Genomic DNA, 15,035 nt, shown 5'->3' on the forward strand with positions numbered 1-15,035 from the left:
CCCTGCCGGGGGCAACACCCGTGGTCCGGCACAGCCGGTTGCGCGGGGTTCCACGACAGAGCGAGCCCGCATACCGCTTCCAGGTTTTCACGACTTTCCATCGGTCCGCTGCCGCGGACAACAAGGTATTTCCTTCATGGCCACCGCCCTCACCGAAAAGTTCTCCCGCCTCGTCAAGACGATGAGCGGCCAGGCGCGCATCACCGAAAGCAACGTGCAGGACATGCTGCGCGAGGTACGCATGGCGCTGCTGGAGGCCGACGTGGCGCTGCCCGTGGTGCGCGACTTCGTCGCCCGCGTGAAAGACAAGGCGCTGGGCCAGGAAGTGCTGGGCTCGCTCAAGCCGGGCCAGGCGCTGGTCGGCATCGTCAACCGCGAACTCGCCGCCACCATGGGCGAGGGCGTGTCGGACATCAACCTCGCGGCCCAGCCGCCCGCCGTGATCCTCATGGCCGGCCTGCAGGGCGCCGGCAAGACCACCACCACCGCCAAGCTGGCCAAGCACCTGATCGAGAAGCGCAAGAAGAAGGTGCTCACCGTGTCGGGCGACGTGTACCGCCCGGCCGCCATCGAGCAGCTCAAGACGGTGACCAAGCAGGCCGGCGCCGAGTGGTTCCCGAGCACGCCCGACCAGAAGCCGCTGGACATCGCGCGCGCCGCGCTCGACCACGCCAAGCGCCACTACTTCGACGTGCTGCTGGTCGACACGGCCGGCCGCCTCGCGATCGACGAAGTGCTGATGACCGAAATCAAGCAGCTGCACGCCGAGCTGGATCCGGTCGAAACCCTGTTCGTGGTCGATGCCATGCAGGGCCAGGACGCGATCAACACCGCCAAGGCCTTCAAGGAAGCGCTGCCGCTCACCGGCATCATCCTGACCAAGACCGACGGCGACTCGCGCGGCGGTGCGGCGCTGTCGGTGCGCCAGGTCACGGGCGTGCCGATCAAGTTCGCCGGCACGAGCGAGAAGATCGACGGCCTCGAAGTGTTCGACGCCGAGCGCCACGCCGGCCGCATCCTGGGCATGGGCGACATCGTCGCGCTGGTCGAGCAGGTCACGGCCGGCGTCGACGTCGAAGCGGCGCAGAAGCTCGCGGCCAAGGTCAAGAGCGGCGCGGGCTTCGATCTGAACGACTTCCTCGGCCAGCTGCAGCAGATGAAGCAGATGGGCGGTCTCTCCAGCCTGATGGACAAGCTGCCCCAGCAGATGGCCGCCAAGGCCAGCGAAGCCGACATGACCCGCGCAGAGCGCGACATCCGCCGCAAGGAAGGCATCATCCAGAGCATGACGCCGCTGGAGCGCCGCAAGCCCGAGCTGCTCAAGGCCACGCGCAAGCGCCGCATCGCGGCCGGCGCCGGCGTGCAGGTTCAGGAAGTGAACCGCCTGCTCAACGAGTTCGAGCAGATGCAGGGGATGATGAAGAAGATGAAGGGTGGCGGCCTGATGAAGATGATGAAGAAGATGGGCGGCATGAAGGGCATGGGCGGAATGCCCGGCATGGGCGGAGGCGGCGGCAAGCTGCCGTTCTGAGCGGACGCCCCGACCCTCTCTTATATATAAGAAGGCCCGCCGGTTCGCACCGGCGGGCCTTCTTGTTTTCAGGTCTGTCACGCGCCATGAAAAAAGCCGACCCTGAGGTCGGCTTCTTGTGGGTGCTGTGTCTTCAGCGCATCAGGCGGTTGCCAGTGCCGGGCGCGCCAGGCGCAGCGCATGCATCCACGCACGACGCAGCACGGCGGGCGAACGCGATTCCTCGGGAATCAGCAGGAAGCCGCGGTCGCGCAGCGTGGTGCCCAGCGCGATCTGGCTGGTCAGCACGGTCAGCGGGATCGCCAGCAGCAGCGGCAGGCCGACAGGCATGAGCCAGATCAGCGCGCTCGGGTCGATCATGGCGACACCGACGGCCAGCATGGCAATCACCAGCGTCATGGGGGCCAGCTGGGTTGCAGCGACCTTCCACGGCACGGCGTTGGCTTCACGCGGGGGCGACTTCCAGTCGAGCTTGATGCCGGTGAGGGCGACCAGCACGAACAGCGAGTGGGCCAGCATGCGCACCGGGGCTTGCACGATGGCCAGGCCGGCTTCGAGCACCGAGCTCTTCACGAGGCCCCACACACCACCGTACTGGCGTTGCTCGCCGCGCATCAGCACGGCGGCGATGCCCAGCACGCGCGGCAGGAACAGCAGGCACAGGGTCCAGACCCACAGGCCGGCCAGTTCGGCGGGCAGCACGCTCCAGCTCGACACGAGGCTCGAGCCGCTCAGCCACAGGGCGGTGCCCAGCGTCAGGAACGCGAGCCACAGCGGGGCCGAGGCATACGCCATGGTGCCGGTCACGAACATTGCGCGGTGCACCGGGTGGATGCCGGGTTCGGCCATCAGGCGGGCGTTCTGCAGGTTGCCCTGGCACCAGCGGCGGTCACGTTGCAGCTCGGCCAGCAGGTCCGGCGGTTGCTGTTCGTAGCTGCCGACCAGGTCGGACACCAGCCACACGTGGTAGCCGGCGCGGCGCATCAGCGCGGCTTCGACGAAGTCGTGCGACATGATGCCGCCCGACATGCCGCCGGTGCCCTTGATGGGGGCCAGCGCGCAATGCTTCATGAAGGCTTCGACGCGGATGATCGCGTTGTGGCCCCAGTAGTGCGACTCGCCGAGCTGCCAGAACTGCATGCCCAGCGTGAACAGGCGACCCGTCACGCGCGAGGCGAACTGCTGTGCACGAGCGTGCAGCGTGACGTGGCCGATGGCCTGCGTCGCGGTCTGGATGATGCCGGCGGTGGGGTTGGCTTCCATCAGCTTGACCATCGAGGACAGGCAGTCGCCGCTCATCACGGAGTCGGCGTCGAGCACGACCATGTAGCGGTAGTCCTTGCCCCAGCGGCGGCAGAAGTCGGCCACGTTGCCGGCCTTGCGGTGCGTGCGGCGGGTGCGCAGGCGGTAGTACACCTCGACCTGCGGCTGGTTCGGGCTTTCGGCCAGGGCGGCGCGCAGGTCTTCCCAGGCGGCGCGCTCGGCGGCGGCGGTCTCGGGGTTGTAGCTGTCGGACAGCACGAACACGTCGAACTGCTTGGCGTGGCCCGTGGTGGCGACCGATTCGCAGGTGGCGCGCAGGCCGGCGAACACCGTGGCCACGTCCTCGTTGCAGATCGGCATGATGATCGCGGTGCGTGCCTCGGGGTTCATCGGGTGGTGGACCACCTGTTTCGCCGAGAGGGCGTGCTTGTCACCGCGCACGGAGACATAGAAGCCCATGAGCGCGGTCACGAAGCCAGTGACGACCCAGCCCGACAGCAGGCCGTACAGGCCGATCTGGCCGTATTCGAGCCAGACGTTGTCGTAGTCGGGTTGCACGCTGGCGAATAGCGACGACGCGATCACGGTGCTCAGCAGCGTGAGCAGCATGAAGGCGAGGCGGCGCTGGCCGGCGGCGCGTTCCCAGGCCTGGGGGGCCGGGGCGGCCTGCTTGGCGGCGGGGGCGCTGTCGGCATTGCGGCCGGCGCCCAGGCGCACGAGCATGGCGGTGCCCAGGCTGTTCCAGAAACCGCGCCAGGGGCGCGGTGCCATGGAGCCGCGATTCACCGGCGGTGCGGTGACGGCGTTGGGGTGGCGTTCCTCGCGCAGCGCGCTGCGGCGCGCGATGTCGGATTCGGCGAGGACGTTGAGGTGGGAGAAGTCGTTCGGCTTCATCGTTTCATTCACCAACGTTGCTTGTCGAGGGGGGTGTCGCCAATGGCCGGAAGGCGCTTGAAGACGCAGTCCGTGGCGGCGCCGCCAACGCCCGAGAGCGCGGTCAGCGAATGGCCCGCGGCACGGGGCCGCGAGGAGGAAAACTGCTTTTGACGCAGGCCGTCGCGCTGCGGACGCAGTGCGAAAGATGGGCTGGTAAGTGCTGTCATGCCAGTACAGGGGCAAACCCTGTGCCAGCCTGGAAAAACGCTTTCAAATCAACGACTTGGCGCGACTCGGAGCGTTTTCCGGTGGGGGAGGGGCCTGTTGGACCCCCGAAACCCCTGTTTTTGTCGCCGAATCCCGACAAGCCGGGGAGACCTAGGGAAAACAGCCTTTCAAATCAACGACTTAGGCCTGTCGCTACTCGGCGACAGGGTCGCCACCGGGAGCGACAACGTCGGCCTTGAAGTTGCCCGGCGTGAGCTCGTGCTTCTGCAGCAGGCGGTAGAACTCGGTGCGGTTGCGGTCGGCCAGGCGGGCGGCGTCGGCCACGTTGCCGTCGGTCAGCTTGAGCAGGCCGACGAGGTAGTCGCGCTCGAAACGCTGCTTGGCTTCGGCGTAGGTGAGCACCTCCACGCTCGGCACGCGCAGCGCGCGCTGCACCAGCGCCAGCGGGATCAGCGGCGAGCCCGACAGCGCGCAGACCTGTTCCACCACGTTGTAGAGCTGGCGCACGTTGCCCGGCCACGCGGCGGTGGTCAGCGCCTTCAGCGCCTCGGGCGCGAAGCCCGACAGCCGCTTGCCGTACTTGGTCGACAGCTTCTGCAGGAAGTGATTGGCCAAGAGCGGAATGTCTTCGCGCCGCGCCGACAGCGGTGGCAGCGTGAGCGTCACCACGTTCAGGCGGTAATAAAGGTCTTCGCGGAACTGGCCGGCTTCCATCGCGGCGTCGAGGTCGCGGTGGGTGGCCGAGACGATGCGCACGTCGACCTCGATCGACTGGCTCGCGCCCAGCGGGCGCACCGCGCGCTCCTGCAGCACGCGCAGCAGCTTGACCTGCAGGGCGGGCGGCATGTCCCCGATTTCGTCGAGCAGCAGCGTGCCGCCGTCGGCCTGCTGGAACAGGCCCTTGTGGTTGGCGTGGGCGTCGGTGAAGGCGCCCTTCATGTGGCCGAACAGCTCGGATTCGAGCAGCGCCTCGGGAATGGCGCCGCAGTTGACCGCCACGAAGGGCTTGTCGGCGCGCGCGCTGGCCTTGTGGATGGCGCGCGCCAGCAGTTCCTTGCCGGCGCCGGAGTCGCCGCGCAGCAGCACGGAGGCGTCCGACTTGGCGACCATGCGCGCCTCGGCCAGCAGCTCGGCCATGCGGTTGCTGCGGCTCACGATTTCCGAGCGCCAGCTGTCGTCGCCGGTCTTGCTGGGCGTGGTGGTCGGCGCGCCGAGCGCCAATGCTTGCGCGATTTTCTCGAGCAGCTCGCGCGCGTCGTAGGGCTTGGTGAGGTAGGTGAACACGCCGCGCGCCGTGGCCTCGACCGCGTCGGGGATGGTGCCGTGCGCGGTCAGCAAGATGACGGGCAGCGTCGGGTGGCGCTTGCGGATCTCGTCGAACAGCTGCAGGCCGTCGCGCCCGGGCAGGCGCACGTCGCTGAGCACGAGCTGCGGGTGCTCGATCTCAAGTTGCGTGAGTGCGGTCTCGGCCGAAGTGACGGCCGTGACCTGGTAGCCCGCCGACACCAGCCGCATCGAGAGCAGCCGCAGCATGTCCGGGTCGTCATCGACCACGAGGAGGCGGGCACCGGTTGTGCTCATGGGTTCGTTCTGCTTCCGTTGGCGGGCGTGACAGGTGCCGGCGTGTTGGGCCGGGCGAAGCTGCGCTCGATGGCGCGCAGCGCCTCGATGCGGTCGTTGAGCTGGTCGATGCGACGCTGGCTGTCGCGCAGCTGCTGCACCTGCTTGTCGCGGTCGTCCTCGACGCGGCGTTGCTCGATGTAACGCGCCGCCAGCACCCGTGCGAGCGGATGCAGCGGCTGGGCCTCGGGCGCGGGGTTGGCGATCACGCGCTGCAGCAGGCCCAGCGCGCGCGCCAGGTCGGCCGGCACGCGGGTCTGCGCGAGCAGGATCGCGAGCTGCATCTGCGCCGCGGGCGTTTCGCCCTGTTCGCTGACGCGCGCAATTTCGGCGCTCAGGTCGGCGCCGCCCAGCGGGCGCACCTTGTCGGCGTAGGCCAGCAGGGTCGCGAGGGGGCCTTGCGTGAGCTGCGTGAAGAGCGAAGCCGGCTGCGTGGCCGGCGCGCGGGGCTCGGCCTCGACCGGCACCACGCGCGGCGCGGCCACGGGCGGCGGCAGCGCGTCGGCTTCGGCCGGCGGCTTGGGCTGGGAGGCGCAGGCTGCCAGCAGCAGGGCGCATGGCACGGCCATGGCCCCGATGAAGGTGGATCTGCGGACGAACGAAAGGAACATGGGTCGAAAAAGCGCGGGGCGGTGTTGAAGAGGGGGTGTCCGGGGTCAGGTCGTGCGCGGCAGTTCGATGCGAAAGCGTGCACCGGGGCCGTCCGGCAGCAGGGCGATGCGGCCCCCATGGGCTGCAATGTACTCCTGCACGATGGAAAGTCCGATGCCGGTGCCTTTCACCGTGTGCTCGGGCTGGCGCTCGCCGCGGAAGAAGGGTTCGAAGATGCGGTCGCGGTCGTTCACGGCAATGCCGGGGCCGGCGTCGCACACGTCGATGTGCACTGCCTCGGGCGTGCCCGACACGGCCAGCGTGATCACGCCGCCCGCGGCCGAGAAGCGGATCGCGTTCGACAGCAGGTTGGCGATGGCGGTGCCGAGCTTGGTGCGGTCGACCGTGAGCGTGATCGGCTCGCCCTCGGCGCGCACGCGCAGGCCGTGTGCCTGCCACTGCAGGCGCTGGGCCTCGATCTGCTCTTCGATCAGCGGCAGCAGCTCGGTGCGCTCGCGGCGCAGCTCGCGCGCCTCGAAGGCGGCGGCGTTGAAGCGCAGCAGTGCCTCGATCTGGTTCTGCAGCGACACGGTGTTCTGCTGCAGGATCTGCGCGACTTCGAGCTGCGCCGGGTTCAGCGGACCGGTCACGCCGTCTTCGAGCAGCGACACGCCTTCGCGCAGCGCCGCCAGCGGCGTCTTCAGCTCGTGCGACACGTGGCGCAGAAAGCGCGCCTTGTCGGCATCGAGTTCGGTCAGCCGCAGCCGCAGCCATTCGAGCTGCTGCGACACGCGCCGCACGTCGGCCGGGCCGCGGATGTCGATGGGTTCGTCGAGCCGGTTCTGGCCCAGGCCGACGATGGCGTTCTCGAGCCGCTTGAAGGGCCGCGCCAGCCAGATGCCGAAGGCCAGCGCCAGCGACACGGCCAGCACGCTGGCGGCCACCACCTCGCGCATCAACCGGCGGCGTGCGTTTTCGATGCGCTTGGCCAGCGCGTCGTTCTGCGTTTCGATCAGGAACTGCGCCTGCTGGGCGAGGTTGGTGTTCAGCGCGTCGAGTTCGCGGAACTGCATCGCCATCGTGCTTTCGCGCGCCAGGGCGCTGTCGGGGCTGCCGCTGAGCAGCCCTTCGATCACGCCGAGCTGGCTGCGCCACATGTCGATGCCGGCGGCCGGCAGGCCGTTGCGTTCCAGGCGCTCCAGCACCTGATGCGCCTCGCGCGCCGCCTCGTCGAAGCGGCGGCGCAGCACGGCGTCGTTGAGCACCAGCGACTGGCGCCCCGCGCGCTCCATGGCCGCGCTGCGTTCGGCCAGCGACTGCGAAGCGCCCGACAGGCGCAGCGCACGCGCGGCAGCGTCGCGGCTTTGCGTGACGAGCGCGTCGTACTGCAGCACCGAGCGCAGCGCCACGCCCACCAGCAGCGCGGTGATCAGCAGGAAGGCAAACAGCAGGAGCTGCTGGAACGAGCCCCGGACGGACGGACGTTTCGCCATCAGTGGGCGAGCGCCGTGGCGGCAGCAGCAGCCAGGGCCGATTCGCGCGTGACCACTTCGCCGCGCAGCGTGTACGCCAGCGAGCGGGTGATGCGCAGGTCGGCCATCTGGCCCACGAGGCGGGCGTCGCCCTCGAAGTTGACGACGCGGTTGCAGGCGGTGCGGCCCATGAGTTCGTTCGCGTCCTTGCGCGAGGCGCCCTCGACCAGCACGCGCTGCGTGCTGCCCACGAGCGCATCGCCGAAGCGGCGCACGTTGCCATCGATGACGCGTTGCAGCGTCTGCAGGCGCGCCAGCTTCACCTCGTGCGGCGTGTCGTCGGCCAGCGCGGCGGCGGGCGTGCCGGGGCGCGGGCTGAAGATGAAGCTGAAGCTGTTGTCGAACTGGCAGTCGTCGATGAGCTTCATCATCTTGTCGAAGTCGGCATCGGTCTCGCCGGGGAAGCCGACGATGAAGTCACTGGACAGGGCCAGGTCGGGGCGGATGGCGCGCAGCTTGCGCACCGTGCTCTTGTATTCCATGGCCGTGTAGCCGCGCTTCATGGCCATGAGGATGCGGTCGCTGCCGTGCTGCACCGGCAGGTGCAAATGCGAGACGAGCTGCGGCACCTTGGCGTAGGCCTCGATGAGCCGCGGCGTGAACTCGTTCGGGTGGCTGGTGGTGTAGCGGATGCGCTCGATGCCGGGGATCTCGGCCACGTACTCGATGAGCAGCGCGAAGTCGGCAATTTCGGCGGTGTCGCCCATCTTGCCGCGGTAGGCGTTCACGTTCTGGCCCAGCAGCGTGATCTCGCGCACGCCCTGGTCGGCCAGGCCGGCGATCTCGACCAGCACGTCGTCCAGCGGGCGGTTCACTTCCTCGCCGCGGGTGTAGGGCACCACGCAGTAGCTGCAGTACTTGGAGCAGCCTTCCATGATCGACACGAAAGCGGTCGCGCCTTCGACGCGCGCGGGCGGCAGGTGGTCGAACTTCTCGATTTCTGGGAAGCTGATGTCGACCTGCGGGCGGTCGAGCCTTTCGCGGTCGTTCAGCATTTCGGGCAGGCGGTGCAGCGTCTGCGGGCCGAACACGATGTCGACGTAGGGCGCGCGCGCGATGATGGCCTGGCCTTCCTGGCTCGCCACGCAGCCGCCCACGCCGATCTTCACGCCCTTGGCCTTCAGGTGCTTCACGCGGCCGAGGTCGGAGAACACCTTCTCTTGTGCCTTCTCGCGCACCGAGCAGGTGTTGAACAGGATGAGGTCGGCCTCGTCCACGTTCTGCGTGGGCTCGTAGCCCTGCGCGGCGTGCAGTACGTCGGCCATCTTGTCCGAGTCGTACTCGTTCATCTGGCAGCCGAAGGTCTTGATGAATACTTTTTTCATGGGGAGCTCTCTGTGCCCTTCGAAAAGGTGAAGGGCTGCGAGGCGCGCGTGGCGCCCGCGGATTTTTGCTTGCTTGCGGGGTGGCCGCGTTACTGCGTGTTCACCGTGTCGTTCGAGACGAACGGCCAGATGTTCAGGAACGGCTTGTTCAGCGATTCACGGCTGGCCATGGCCTCGTCGGGCGTCAGGATCCAGACCTCGCGCAGCAGCCCGGCGGCGTCGCGCGTGTAGTTCACGAGGTACTTCTGGCCAATGATGGCGCCGGGCATCACCAGCATGTTCTGCGGGCTGCGGATGCGCGCACCGGCGCCCAGGCGGTCGGCCCGGCCGTCGAGCTCGACGTCGGGGGCGCTGGTCACCATGAACTTGCCGCGCAGCGTGCCGATGGGGAAGTTGCGCCCGCCATTGAGCGATTCGTTCTGCGTCTGCGGACGGGGCACTTCGTCCTGGGCGCTGGCGTGGAGCGAGAAAAGGGCTGCGGCGCCGGCAACGGCTGCGCAAAGGGCGAGGGAGGTGAGTGTTTTCGTGGGTGTCTTGCAGCGGTTCATGGGGTATATCCAGAGGCTGTGGACCGGCGATTTTAGCGAGGGGGTGTTTTCCCCTATGCCGGAGCGCAGCGGGTGGTGCGGGGGCTTTCTGTCGGCCTGCTTTACATTTCTTTACGGTGCCCGTGAACACTGCGCGTCGGCCACTGCTCCAATAGATGCTGTCAGCCCAAAGTGCACAAGAACTCCATGAAGAAAACTGCCGCCTTCGCCCTTGCGGGCGTGTTGATCGTAGCCGTCGCGGGCGGCTGGTGGCGCATGTCGGGCGATCGGCCGGCCGCGAAAGACGCCAAGTCCGCGAATGCCGGCCCTCCCGTCGCGCTGGTCACGCTGGCCACGGCTGAAAAGCAGGACGTGCCGGTGACGGTGCAGGTCAACGGCAGCGTGGTCTCGCTCAACAGCGTCGACCTGCGACCGCAGGTCACCAACACCGTGAGCGCGGTGCACGTCAAGGAAGGCCAGTTCGTGAAAGCAGGGCAGCTGCTCTTCACGCTCGACGACCGCAACGACCAGGCCAACCTCGCGCGCGCCCGGGCCCAGCAGCAGAAGGACGAGGCCACCATGGCCGACCTGGAGCGCCAGTACAAGCGCAGCCAGGACCTGGTGGCACAGAACTTCATTGCCAAGAGCGCGGCCGACGCCACGCTGTCGCAGCTCCAGGCGCAGCGCGCCGCCGTCGCGGCCGACCGCGCCGCGGTGCAGTCGGCGCAGGTGGCGCTGGGCTACGCCACGCTGCGCGCGCCCATCGCCGGGCGCATTGGCGCCGTCAACATCTACCCCGGCACGCTGGTGCAGCCCACGCTGTCACTGGTCACCATCACCCAGCTCGACCCGATCGCCGTGAGCTTCCCGGTGCCCGAAGGCAACCTGCAGGACCTGCTGGCCGCCGCGCGCACGCGCGCCAAGGTCGAGGCGCTGGTCACGGGCCGGCGCGAGCCGCTGTTCGGCACGCTTGACTTCGTTGACAACACGGTCGATCCGCAGATCGGCACCGTGCGCGCCAAGGCCGTGTTCGCCAATGCCGACCAGAGCCTGTGGCCCGGCCAGTTCGTCAACACGCGCATCACGGTGCGCATGCTCGACGGCGTCACCGTGGTGCCGGCCGCGGCGCTCATGATGCTGTCCGACGGCACCTCGCTGTACGTGGTCGATGCCGAACACAAGGCGGCGCGCCGCCAGGTCAAGGTGCTCCACACCTTCGGCACCAAGGTCGCGGTGAGCGGCGTGACGCCCGGCGAGCAGGTCGTGATCGAAGGCAGCCAGAACGTGCGTCCGGGCGGCAAGGTGCGCGTCGACACCAAGGCGCCGGCCGGACCGGGTGGGGCGCCCGCCAACGGCACCACGGGCGTGACGCCGGGCAGTGCGGCCTCGTCGGACATCAAGCCCACGCGGGAACGCGCATGAACATTTCAGAGCTCTGCATCCGCCGTCCGGCGATGACGGTGCTGCTGTCGGCGGCCGTCGTGGTCATCGGCATCTTTGCGTACTTCAGCATCCCGGTCGCGGCGCTGCCGAGCTACAACACGCCGGTCATCAACGTCAACGCGCAGCTGCCGGGCGCCAGCCCCGACACCATGGCGAGTTCGGTTGCGCTGCCGCTCGAAAAGCAGTTCTCGACCATCCCCGGCCTGCAGACCATCAGCTCGGTGAACACCCAGGGCGTGACCTCGCTCACGCTCGAATTCGTCAGCAGCCGCGACATCGACGCCGCCGCGGTCGACGTGCAGGCCGCGCTGCTGCGCGCCCAGCGCCAGCTGCCGCAGGAACTCACGCAGCTGCCCTCGTACCGCAAGGTGAATCCGGCCGACGCGCCGGTGCTGTTCATTGCGCTGATCTCGCCGTCGATGAACCCGTCGGAGCTCAACGACTACGCCGAGAACCTCATTTCGCCCACGCTCTCGACCATCGACGGCGTGGCGCAGGTGGGCGTGTACGGGCGCAAGGCCTTCGCGGTGCGCATCAAGGCCAACGCCGACCTGCTCAACGCGCGCAACATCACGCTCGACGAACTGGCCAAGGCCGTGAACTCGGCCAATGCCAACACGCCGGTCGGCACGCTCGACGGCCCGCGCCAGACGCTCACCATCCAGGCCAACCGCCAGCTCATGAAGGCGGCCGACTTCGCCAAGCTCATCATCGCGCAGCGCAACGGCGCGCCGGTGCGGCTGGACGAAGTGGCCACGCTCGAAGACAGCTTCGAATCGGTCAAGACGGGCAGCAGCTTCAACGGGCAAGACTCGATTTCGCTGGCCGTGCAGCGCCAGCCCAATGCCAACACCGTGCAGGTGGTGGACGCGGTGCGCGCGCTCATCCCGCGCTTCAAGGCCGAACTGCCGCAGTCGGTCGAGATCCAGATGGTCAACGACCGCTCGATCTCCATCCGCGAGGCGGTGCACGACGTGCAGCTCACGCTGCTGGGCACCATTGCGCTGGTGGTGTTGGTGATCTTTTTGTTCCTGCACCGACTGGTGGCCACGCTGATTCCGGCGGCCACCATCCCGATCTCGCTGATCGGCGCGGTGGCGCTGCTGTACGCCTTCGGCTACAGCCTGGACAACGTCTCGCTGCTGGGCATCACGCTGGCCGTGGGCCTGGTGGTGGACGACGCCATCGTGGTGCTCGAAAACATCATGCGCTACGTCGAGAAGGGCATGGAGCCGATGGCCGCCGCCCTGCGCGGCGCGCGCGAGGTGGGCTTCACCATCGTGTCGATCTCGATCTCGCTGGTGGCCGTGTTCATTCCGATCTTCTTCATGCCCGGCGTGATCGGCCTCTTGTTCCACGAGTTCGCCGTGGTGGTGGCGCTGGCCGTGCTGGTGTCGGCCGTGGTGTCGCTTACGCTCGTGCCCATGCTCGCGAGCCGGTTGCTCAAGCACGTGCCGCGCAAGGAAGGCGCGCTGGACCACGAAGAAGAGCACCCCGAGCCCGGCACGGCGATCGGCCGCGCCTTCGAACGCGGCTACCGCGCGGTGCACGGCGGCTACATGCGCACGCTCGACTGGACGCTCGGGCACCGCGCGCTGATGCTGGCGATGGCGGGCCTGACCTTCGTCGTCACGGCCTGGCTCTTCGTCAGCATTCCCAAGGGCTTCTTCCCCGAGGAAGACATCGGCCAGATCCAGATCACCACCGAGGCGGCCGAAGACATTTCGTTCACCGCCATGAAGGCGCTGCAGGACCGCGTGGCCGCCGCGCTCCAGGCTGATCCGAGCGTGGACTACGTGAGCTCCTTCGTCGGCGTGGGCGGCCCGACCGCCACGCAGAACTCGGGCCGGCTGTTCGCGGTGCTCAAGCCGCGCAGCGAGCGCCCCAAGATGGCCAAGGTGCTCGAGTCGCTGCGCCAGCGCTTCCGCGAGATTCCGGGCATTGCCGTCTACATGCAGCCGGTGCAGAACCTGCGCCTGGGCGGGCGCCAGAGCAAGGCGCGCTTCCAGTACACGCTGCAAAGCGTGAACGCCGGCGAAATGGTGCCGTGGTCGACGAAGCTCATGGAGCGCATGCGCGCCGATCCCGACTTCCGCGACGTCACCAGCGACTCGCAGAACCGCGGCCTGCAGGCCACGCTGGAGATCGACCGCGACAAGGCCGGCGTGCTCGGCGTGGCCGTGGGCGACCTGCGCACCGCGCTGTACAACGCCTACGGCGACCGCCAGATCGGCAGCATCTACGGCGCCAGCAACACCTACCAGGTGATCCTGTCGGCGGCCGACAGCGACCGCCAGTTCGAGGAAGACGTGGCGCGCCTGTCGGTGCGCAGCACCACCGGCAAGCTGGTGCCGCTGTCGGCCTTCTCGACCGTCAAGCGCACCGTGGGCCCGACCTCGGTCAACCACCAGGGCCAGTTGCAGGCGGTGACGGTGTCGTTCAACCTCGGCCCCGACGTGCCGCTGGGCAACGCGACCGCGAAGATCGACCGCTTCAAGGAAGAGCTGAAGATGCCGCCGTCGATCATCACGACCTATGGCGGTGACGCGGCGGTGTTCCAGAGTTCGCAGTCGAGCCAGGCGGTGCTGCTGGTGCTCGCGGTGCTGGTCATCTACGTGCTGCTGGGCGTGCTGTACGAAAGCTACATCCACCCGCTGACGATTCTGGCGGGCCTGCCCTCGGCGGCCGTGGGCGCGTTGCTCTCGCTGAAGCTCTTCGGCTTCGACCTCACGCTGATCGCGACCATCGGCATCCTGCTGCTGATCGGCATCGTGAAGAAGAACGCGATCATGATGATCGACTTCGCCCTCGACGCGCAGCGCACCGAGGGCATGCAGCCGGTCGACGCGATCCGCGAAGCCTGCCGGTTGCGCTTCCGCCCGATTCTCATGACCACGCTGGCCGCGCTGATGGGTGCGCTGCCGCTCGCGCTGGGCCTGGGCGCCGGCGCCGAGCTGCGCCAGCCCCTGGGCGTGGCGGTGGTGGGCGGACTGATCTTCTCGCAGGTGATCACGCTGTACATCACGCCCGCGATCTACCTGGCGCTCGATCGCTACAGCGGCAGCGGACCGATGGTGGAGCTGCCCGGCGAGGCGAAGGCCGAAGCGGCTGGCGGCCACGCCGCCTCGCACGCCTGACGGCGATCCAAAAGATGCCGGATGGCCATGAACGTGGGCCACCCGGCCAGAAAGGACTTCTGCAGTCCTGCGAAACGCCACACCCAGGCCATCGCCCATTCATTGAAGGCGCTTCGGCCTCTCTCCTCAACGGCTCCCTCATTCCCTCCGCCGCTGCTCTTCCCATGTGTGTGACGGGATGAATGATGGCGAGGGGCTGAGGGTGGCGACGGTATCCAGCGATACAGGAGGTGGGCTTTTTTCTTACGGTGTCGCGTCGCGGAAACAACGCAAGGCCGGCGCATCCGAAATGGTGACCTGCCGGGCCCGCGTTTCGATGAGCCCCTGTCCCGCCAGCGCATTCAGCGTGCGCGTGACGGTGACGCGGCTCAAGGCCGTCATGGCGCCGATCTGCTCATGCGTCAGATCGACGGTGAGTTGGTTCGATGCCTGCGTCGATGGCGGGCGCGCCACCCGCAGCAGCAGATCGATGACCCGCTCCTTGGGCGCCGCCGAGGCCACCCCGGCCAGCTTGGCGACGATCATGTGGTTCTTGAACCCGAGCAGCTGGATCAACGAGGTCGCGAGCTCGGGCAGCTTCGAGAACTGCTGCGCGACATCCGCCGGGCGGTAGCGGCTGAGCATGGCCGGCGCGACCGCACGGGTCGTCGTGGGCCGAGGGCTGTCGGCAAACGCCGGGCCTTCGCCAAAGATCGCGCCCGGCCCGAAGATCTCGAGCAGGAACTCCGAGCCGTTGCTTCGCTGGATCGTCGAATGCACGAACCCCGACCGCAACAGATAGAAGTAATCGTGCCGTTCGCCTTCGCGCGCAATGGTGTCGCCGGCCTCCAGGGTGACGAAGCCGCCCAGGTGCGTGGCGGCGATCCACGGCGCAGACAGTGTCTGGGACGCATCCCAGCTGGCGTACGCCGAGGGGGTGGGAGGGGTTCTTTTCATGGGAGCGTCTTGCCCGGGGCGGAGAA

10 protein-coding genes are annotated in these 15,035 nt (G+C 68.1%); 3 read left to right on the top strand and 7 right to left on the bottom strand.

The features are described from left to right. Positions 1 to 136: 136 nt before the first annotated feature. The gene (gene ffh, locus CLU95_RS19405) at positions 137 to 1,531 is read left to right on the top strand and encodes a signal recognition particle protein (protein WP_099795114.1); all 1,395 of its coding nucleotides are present in this window, start codon (positions 137 to 139) and stop codon (positions 1,529 to 1,531) included. A 141-nt stretch (positions 1,532 to 1,672) separates the two neighbouring features. Here ffh and mdoH read toward each other — a convergent pair whose 3' ends face one another. The 6 genes from mdoH to CLU95_RS19440 form a co-directional block, all read right to left on the bottom strand. Then, positions 1,673 to 3,688 (bottom strand): glucans biosynthesis glucosyltransferase MdoH, encoded by a 2,016-nt coding sequence (mdoH, locus tag CLU95_RS19410; RefSeq protein WP_099795115.1) that lies wholly within the window; start codon positions 3,686 to 3,688, stop codon positions 1,673 to 1,675. A gap of 402 nt (positions 3,689 to 4,090) precedes the next feature. After that, positions 4,091 to 5,479, bottom strand: a complete 1,389-nt coding sequence (locus CLU95_RS19420; protein ID WP_095948204.1) for a sigma 54-interacting transcriptional regulator — start codon at positions 5,477 to 5,479, stop codon at positions 4,091 to 4,093. After that, entirely contained in the window at positions 5,476 to 6,087 is a 612-nt protein-coding gene (locus tag CLU95_RS19425) for a hypothetical protein (RefSeq protein WP_373669275.1), read from the bottom strand. The genes CLU95_RS19420 and CLU95_RS19425 overlap by 4 nt, the downstream gene beginning before the upstream one ends. An 87-nt stretch (positions 6,088 to 6,174) precedes the next feature. Further along, positions 6,175 to 7,602 carry a sensor histidine kinase gene (locus CLU95_RS19430; protein ID WP_099795117.1) on the bottom strand — a complete coding sequence of 476 codons (1,428 nt, stop codon included), beginning with the start codon at positions 7,600 to 7,602 and terminating at the stop codon, positions 6,175 to 6,177. After that, positions 7,602 to 8,966 carry a tRNA (N6-isopentenyl adenosine(37)-C2)-methylthiotransferase MiaB gene (gene miaB / locus CLU95_RS19435; protein ID WP_099795118.1) on the bottom strand — a complete coding sequence of 455 codons (1,365 nt, stop codon included), beginning with the start codon at positions 8,964 to 8,966 and terminating at the stop codon, positions 7,602 to 7,604. Before miaB ends, CLU95_RS19430 begins: the two co-directional genes overlap by 1 nt. 89 nt (positions 8,967 to 9,055) lie before the next feature. Then, positions 9,056 to 9,514, bottom strand: coding sequence for a hypothetical protein (locus tag CLU95_RS19440; protein WP_099795119.1), 459 nt, complete (start codon positions 9,512 to 9,514; stop codon positions 9,056 to 9,058). A 255-nt stretch (positions 9,515 to 9,769) separates the two neighbouring features. Between CLU95_RS19440 and CLU95_RS19445 the strand changes: the two genes are divergently transcribed. Continuing rightward, positions 9,770 to 10,915 carry an efflux RND transporter periplasmic adaptor subunit gene (locus CLU95_RS19445; protein WP_099797386.1) on the top strand — a complete coding sequence of 382 codons (1,146 nt, stop codon included), beginning with the start codon at positions 9,770 to 9,772 and terminating at the stop codon, positions 10,913 to 10,915. Beyond that, positions 10,912 to 14,073 (top strand): efflux RND transporter permease subunit, encoded by a 3,162-nt coding sequence (locus CLU95_RS19450; RefSeq protein ID WP_099795120.1) that lies wholly within the window; start codon positions 10,912 to 10,914, stop codon positions 14,071 to 14,073. The genes CLU95_RS19445 and CLU95_RS19450 overlap by 4 nt, the downstream gene beginning before the upstream one ends. A gap of 243 nt (positions 14,074 to 14,316) precedes the next feature. On the opposite strand, the gene CLU95_RS19455 is transcribed toward CLU95_RS19450, so the two are convergent. Beyond that, positions 14,317 to 15,009 (bottom strand): Crp/Fnr family transcriptional regulator, encoded by a 693-nt coding sequence (locus CLU95_RS19455; RefSeq protein ID WP_099795121.1) that lies wholly within the window; start codon positions 15,007 to 15,009, stop codon positions 14,317 to 14,319. Positions 15,010 to 15,035 lie beyond the last annotated feature (26 nt).

The organism is Variovorax sp. 54 (assembly GCF_002754375.1).
Classification (GTDB): Bacteria; Pseudomonadota; Gammaproteobacteria; order Burkholderiales; family Burkholderiaceae_C; genus Variovorax.

Coding starts and splice junctions, on each gene's coding strand:
- CLU95_RS19425 (WP_373669275.1), bottom strand. CDS start 6,087: ATGGCCGTGCCATGCGCCCTGCTGCTGGCAGCCTGCGCCTCCCAGCCC.
- CLU95_RS19450 (WP_099795120.1), top strand. CDS start 10,912: ATGAACATTTCAGAGCTCTGCATCCGCCGTCCGGCGATGACGGTGCTG.
- CLU95_RS19430 (WP_099795117.1), bottom strand. CDS start 7,602: ATGGCGAAACGTCCGTCCGTCCGGGGCTCGTTCCAGCAGCTCCTGCTG.
- CLU95_RS19420 (WP_095948204.1), bottom strand. CDS start 5,479: ATGAGCACAACCGGTGCCCGCCTCCTCGTGGTCGATGACGACCCGGAC.
- CLU95_RS19440 (WP_099795119.1), bottom strand. CDS start 9,514: ATGAACCGCTGCAAGACACCCACGAAAACACTCACCTCCCTCGCCCTT.
- miaB (WP_099795118.1), bottom strand. CDS start 8,966: ATGAAAAAAGTATTCATCAAGACCTTCGGCTGCCAGATGAACGAGTAC.
- mdoH (WP_099795115.1), bottom strand. CDS start 3,688: ATGAAGCCGAACGACTTCTCCCACCTCAACGTCCTCGCCGAATCCGAC.
- CLU95_RS19445 (WP_099797386.1), top strand. CDS start 9,770: ATGTCGGGCGATCGGCCGGCCGCGAAAGACGCCAAGTCCGCGAATGCC.
- CLU95_RS19455 (WP_099795121.1), bottom strand. CDS start 15,009: ATGAAAAGAACCCCTCCCACCCCCTCGGCGTACGCCAGCTGGGATGCG.
- ffh (WP_099795114.1), top strand. CDS start 137: ATGGCCACCGCCCTCACCGAAAAGTTCTCCCGCCTCGTCAAGACGATG.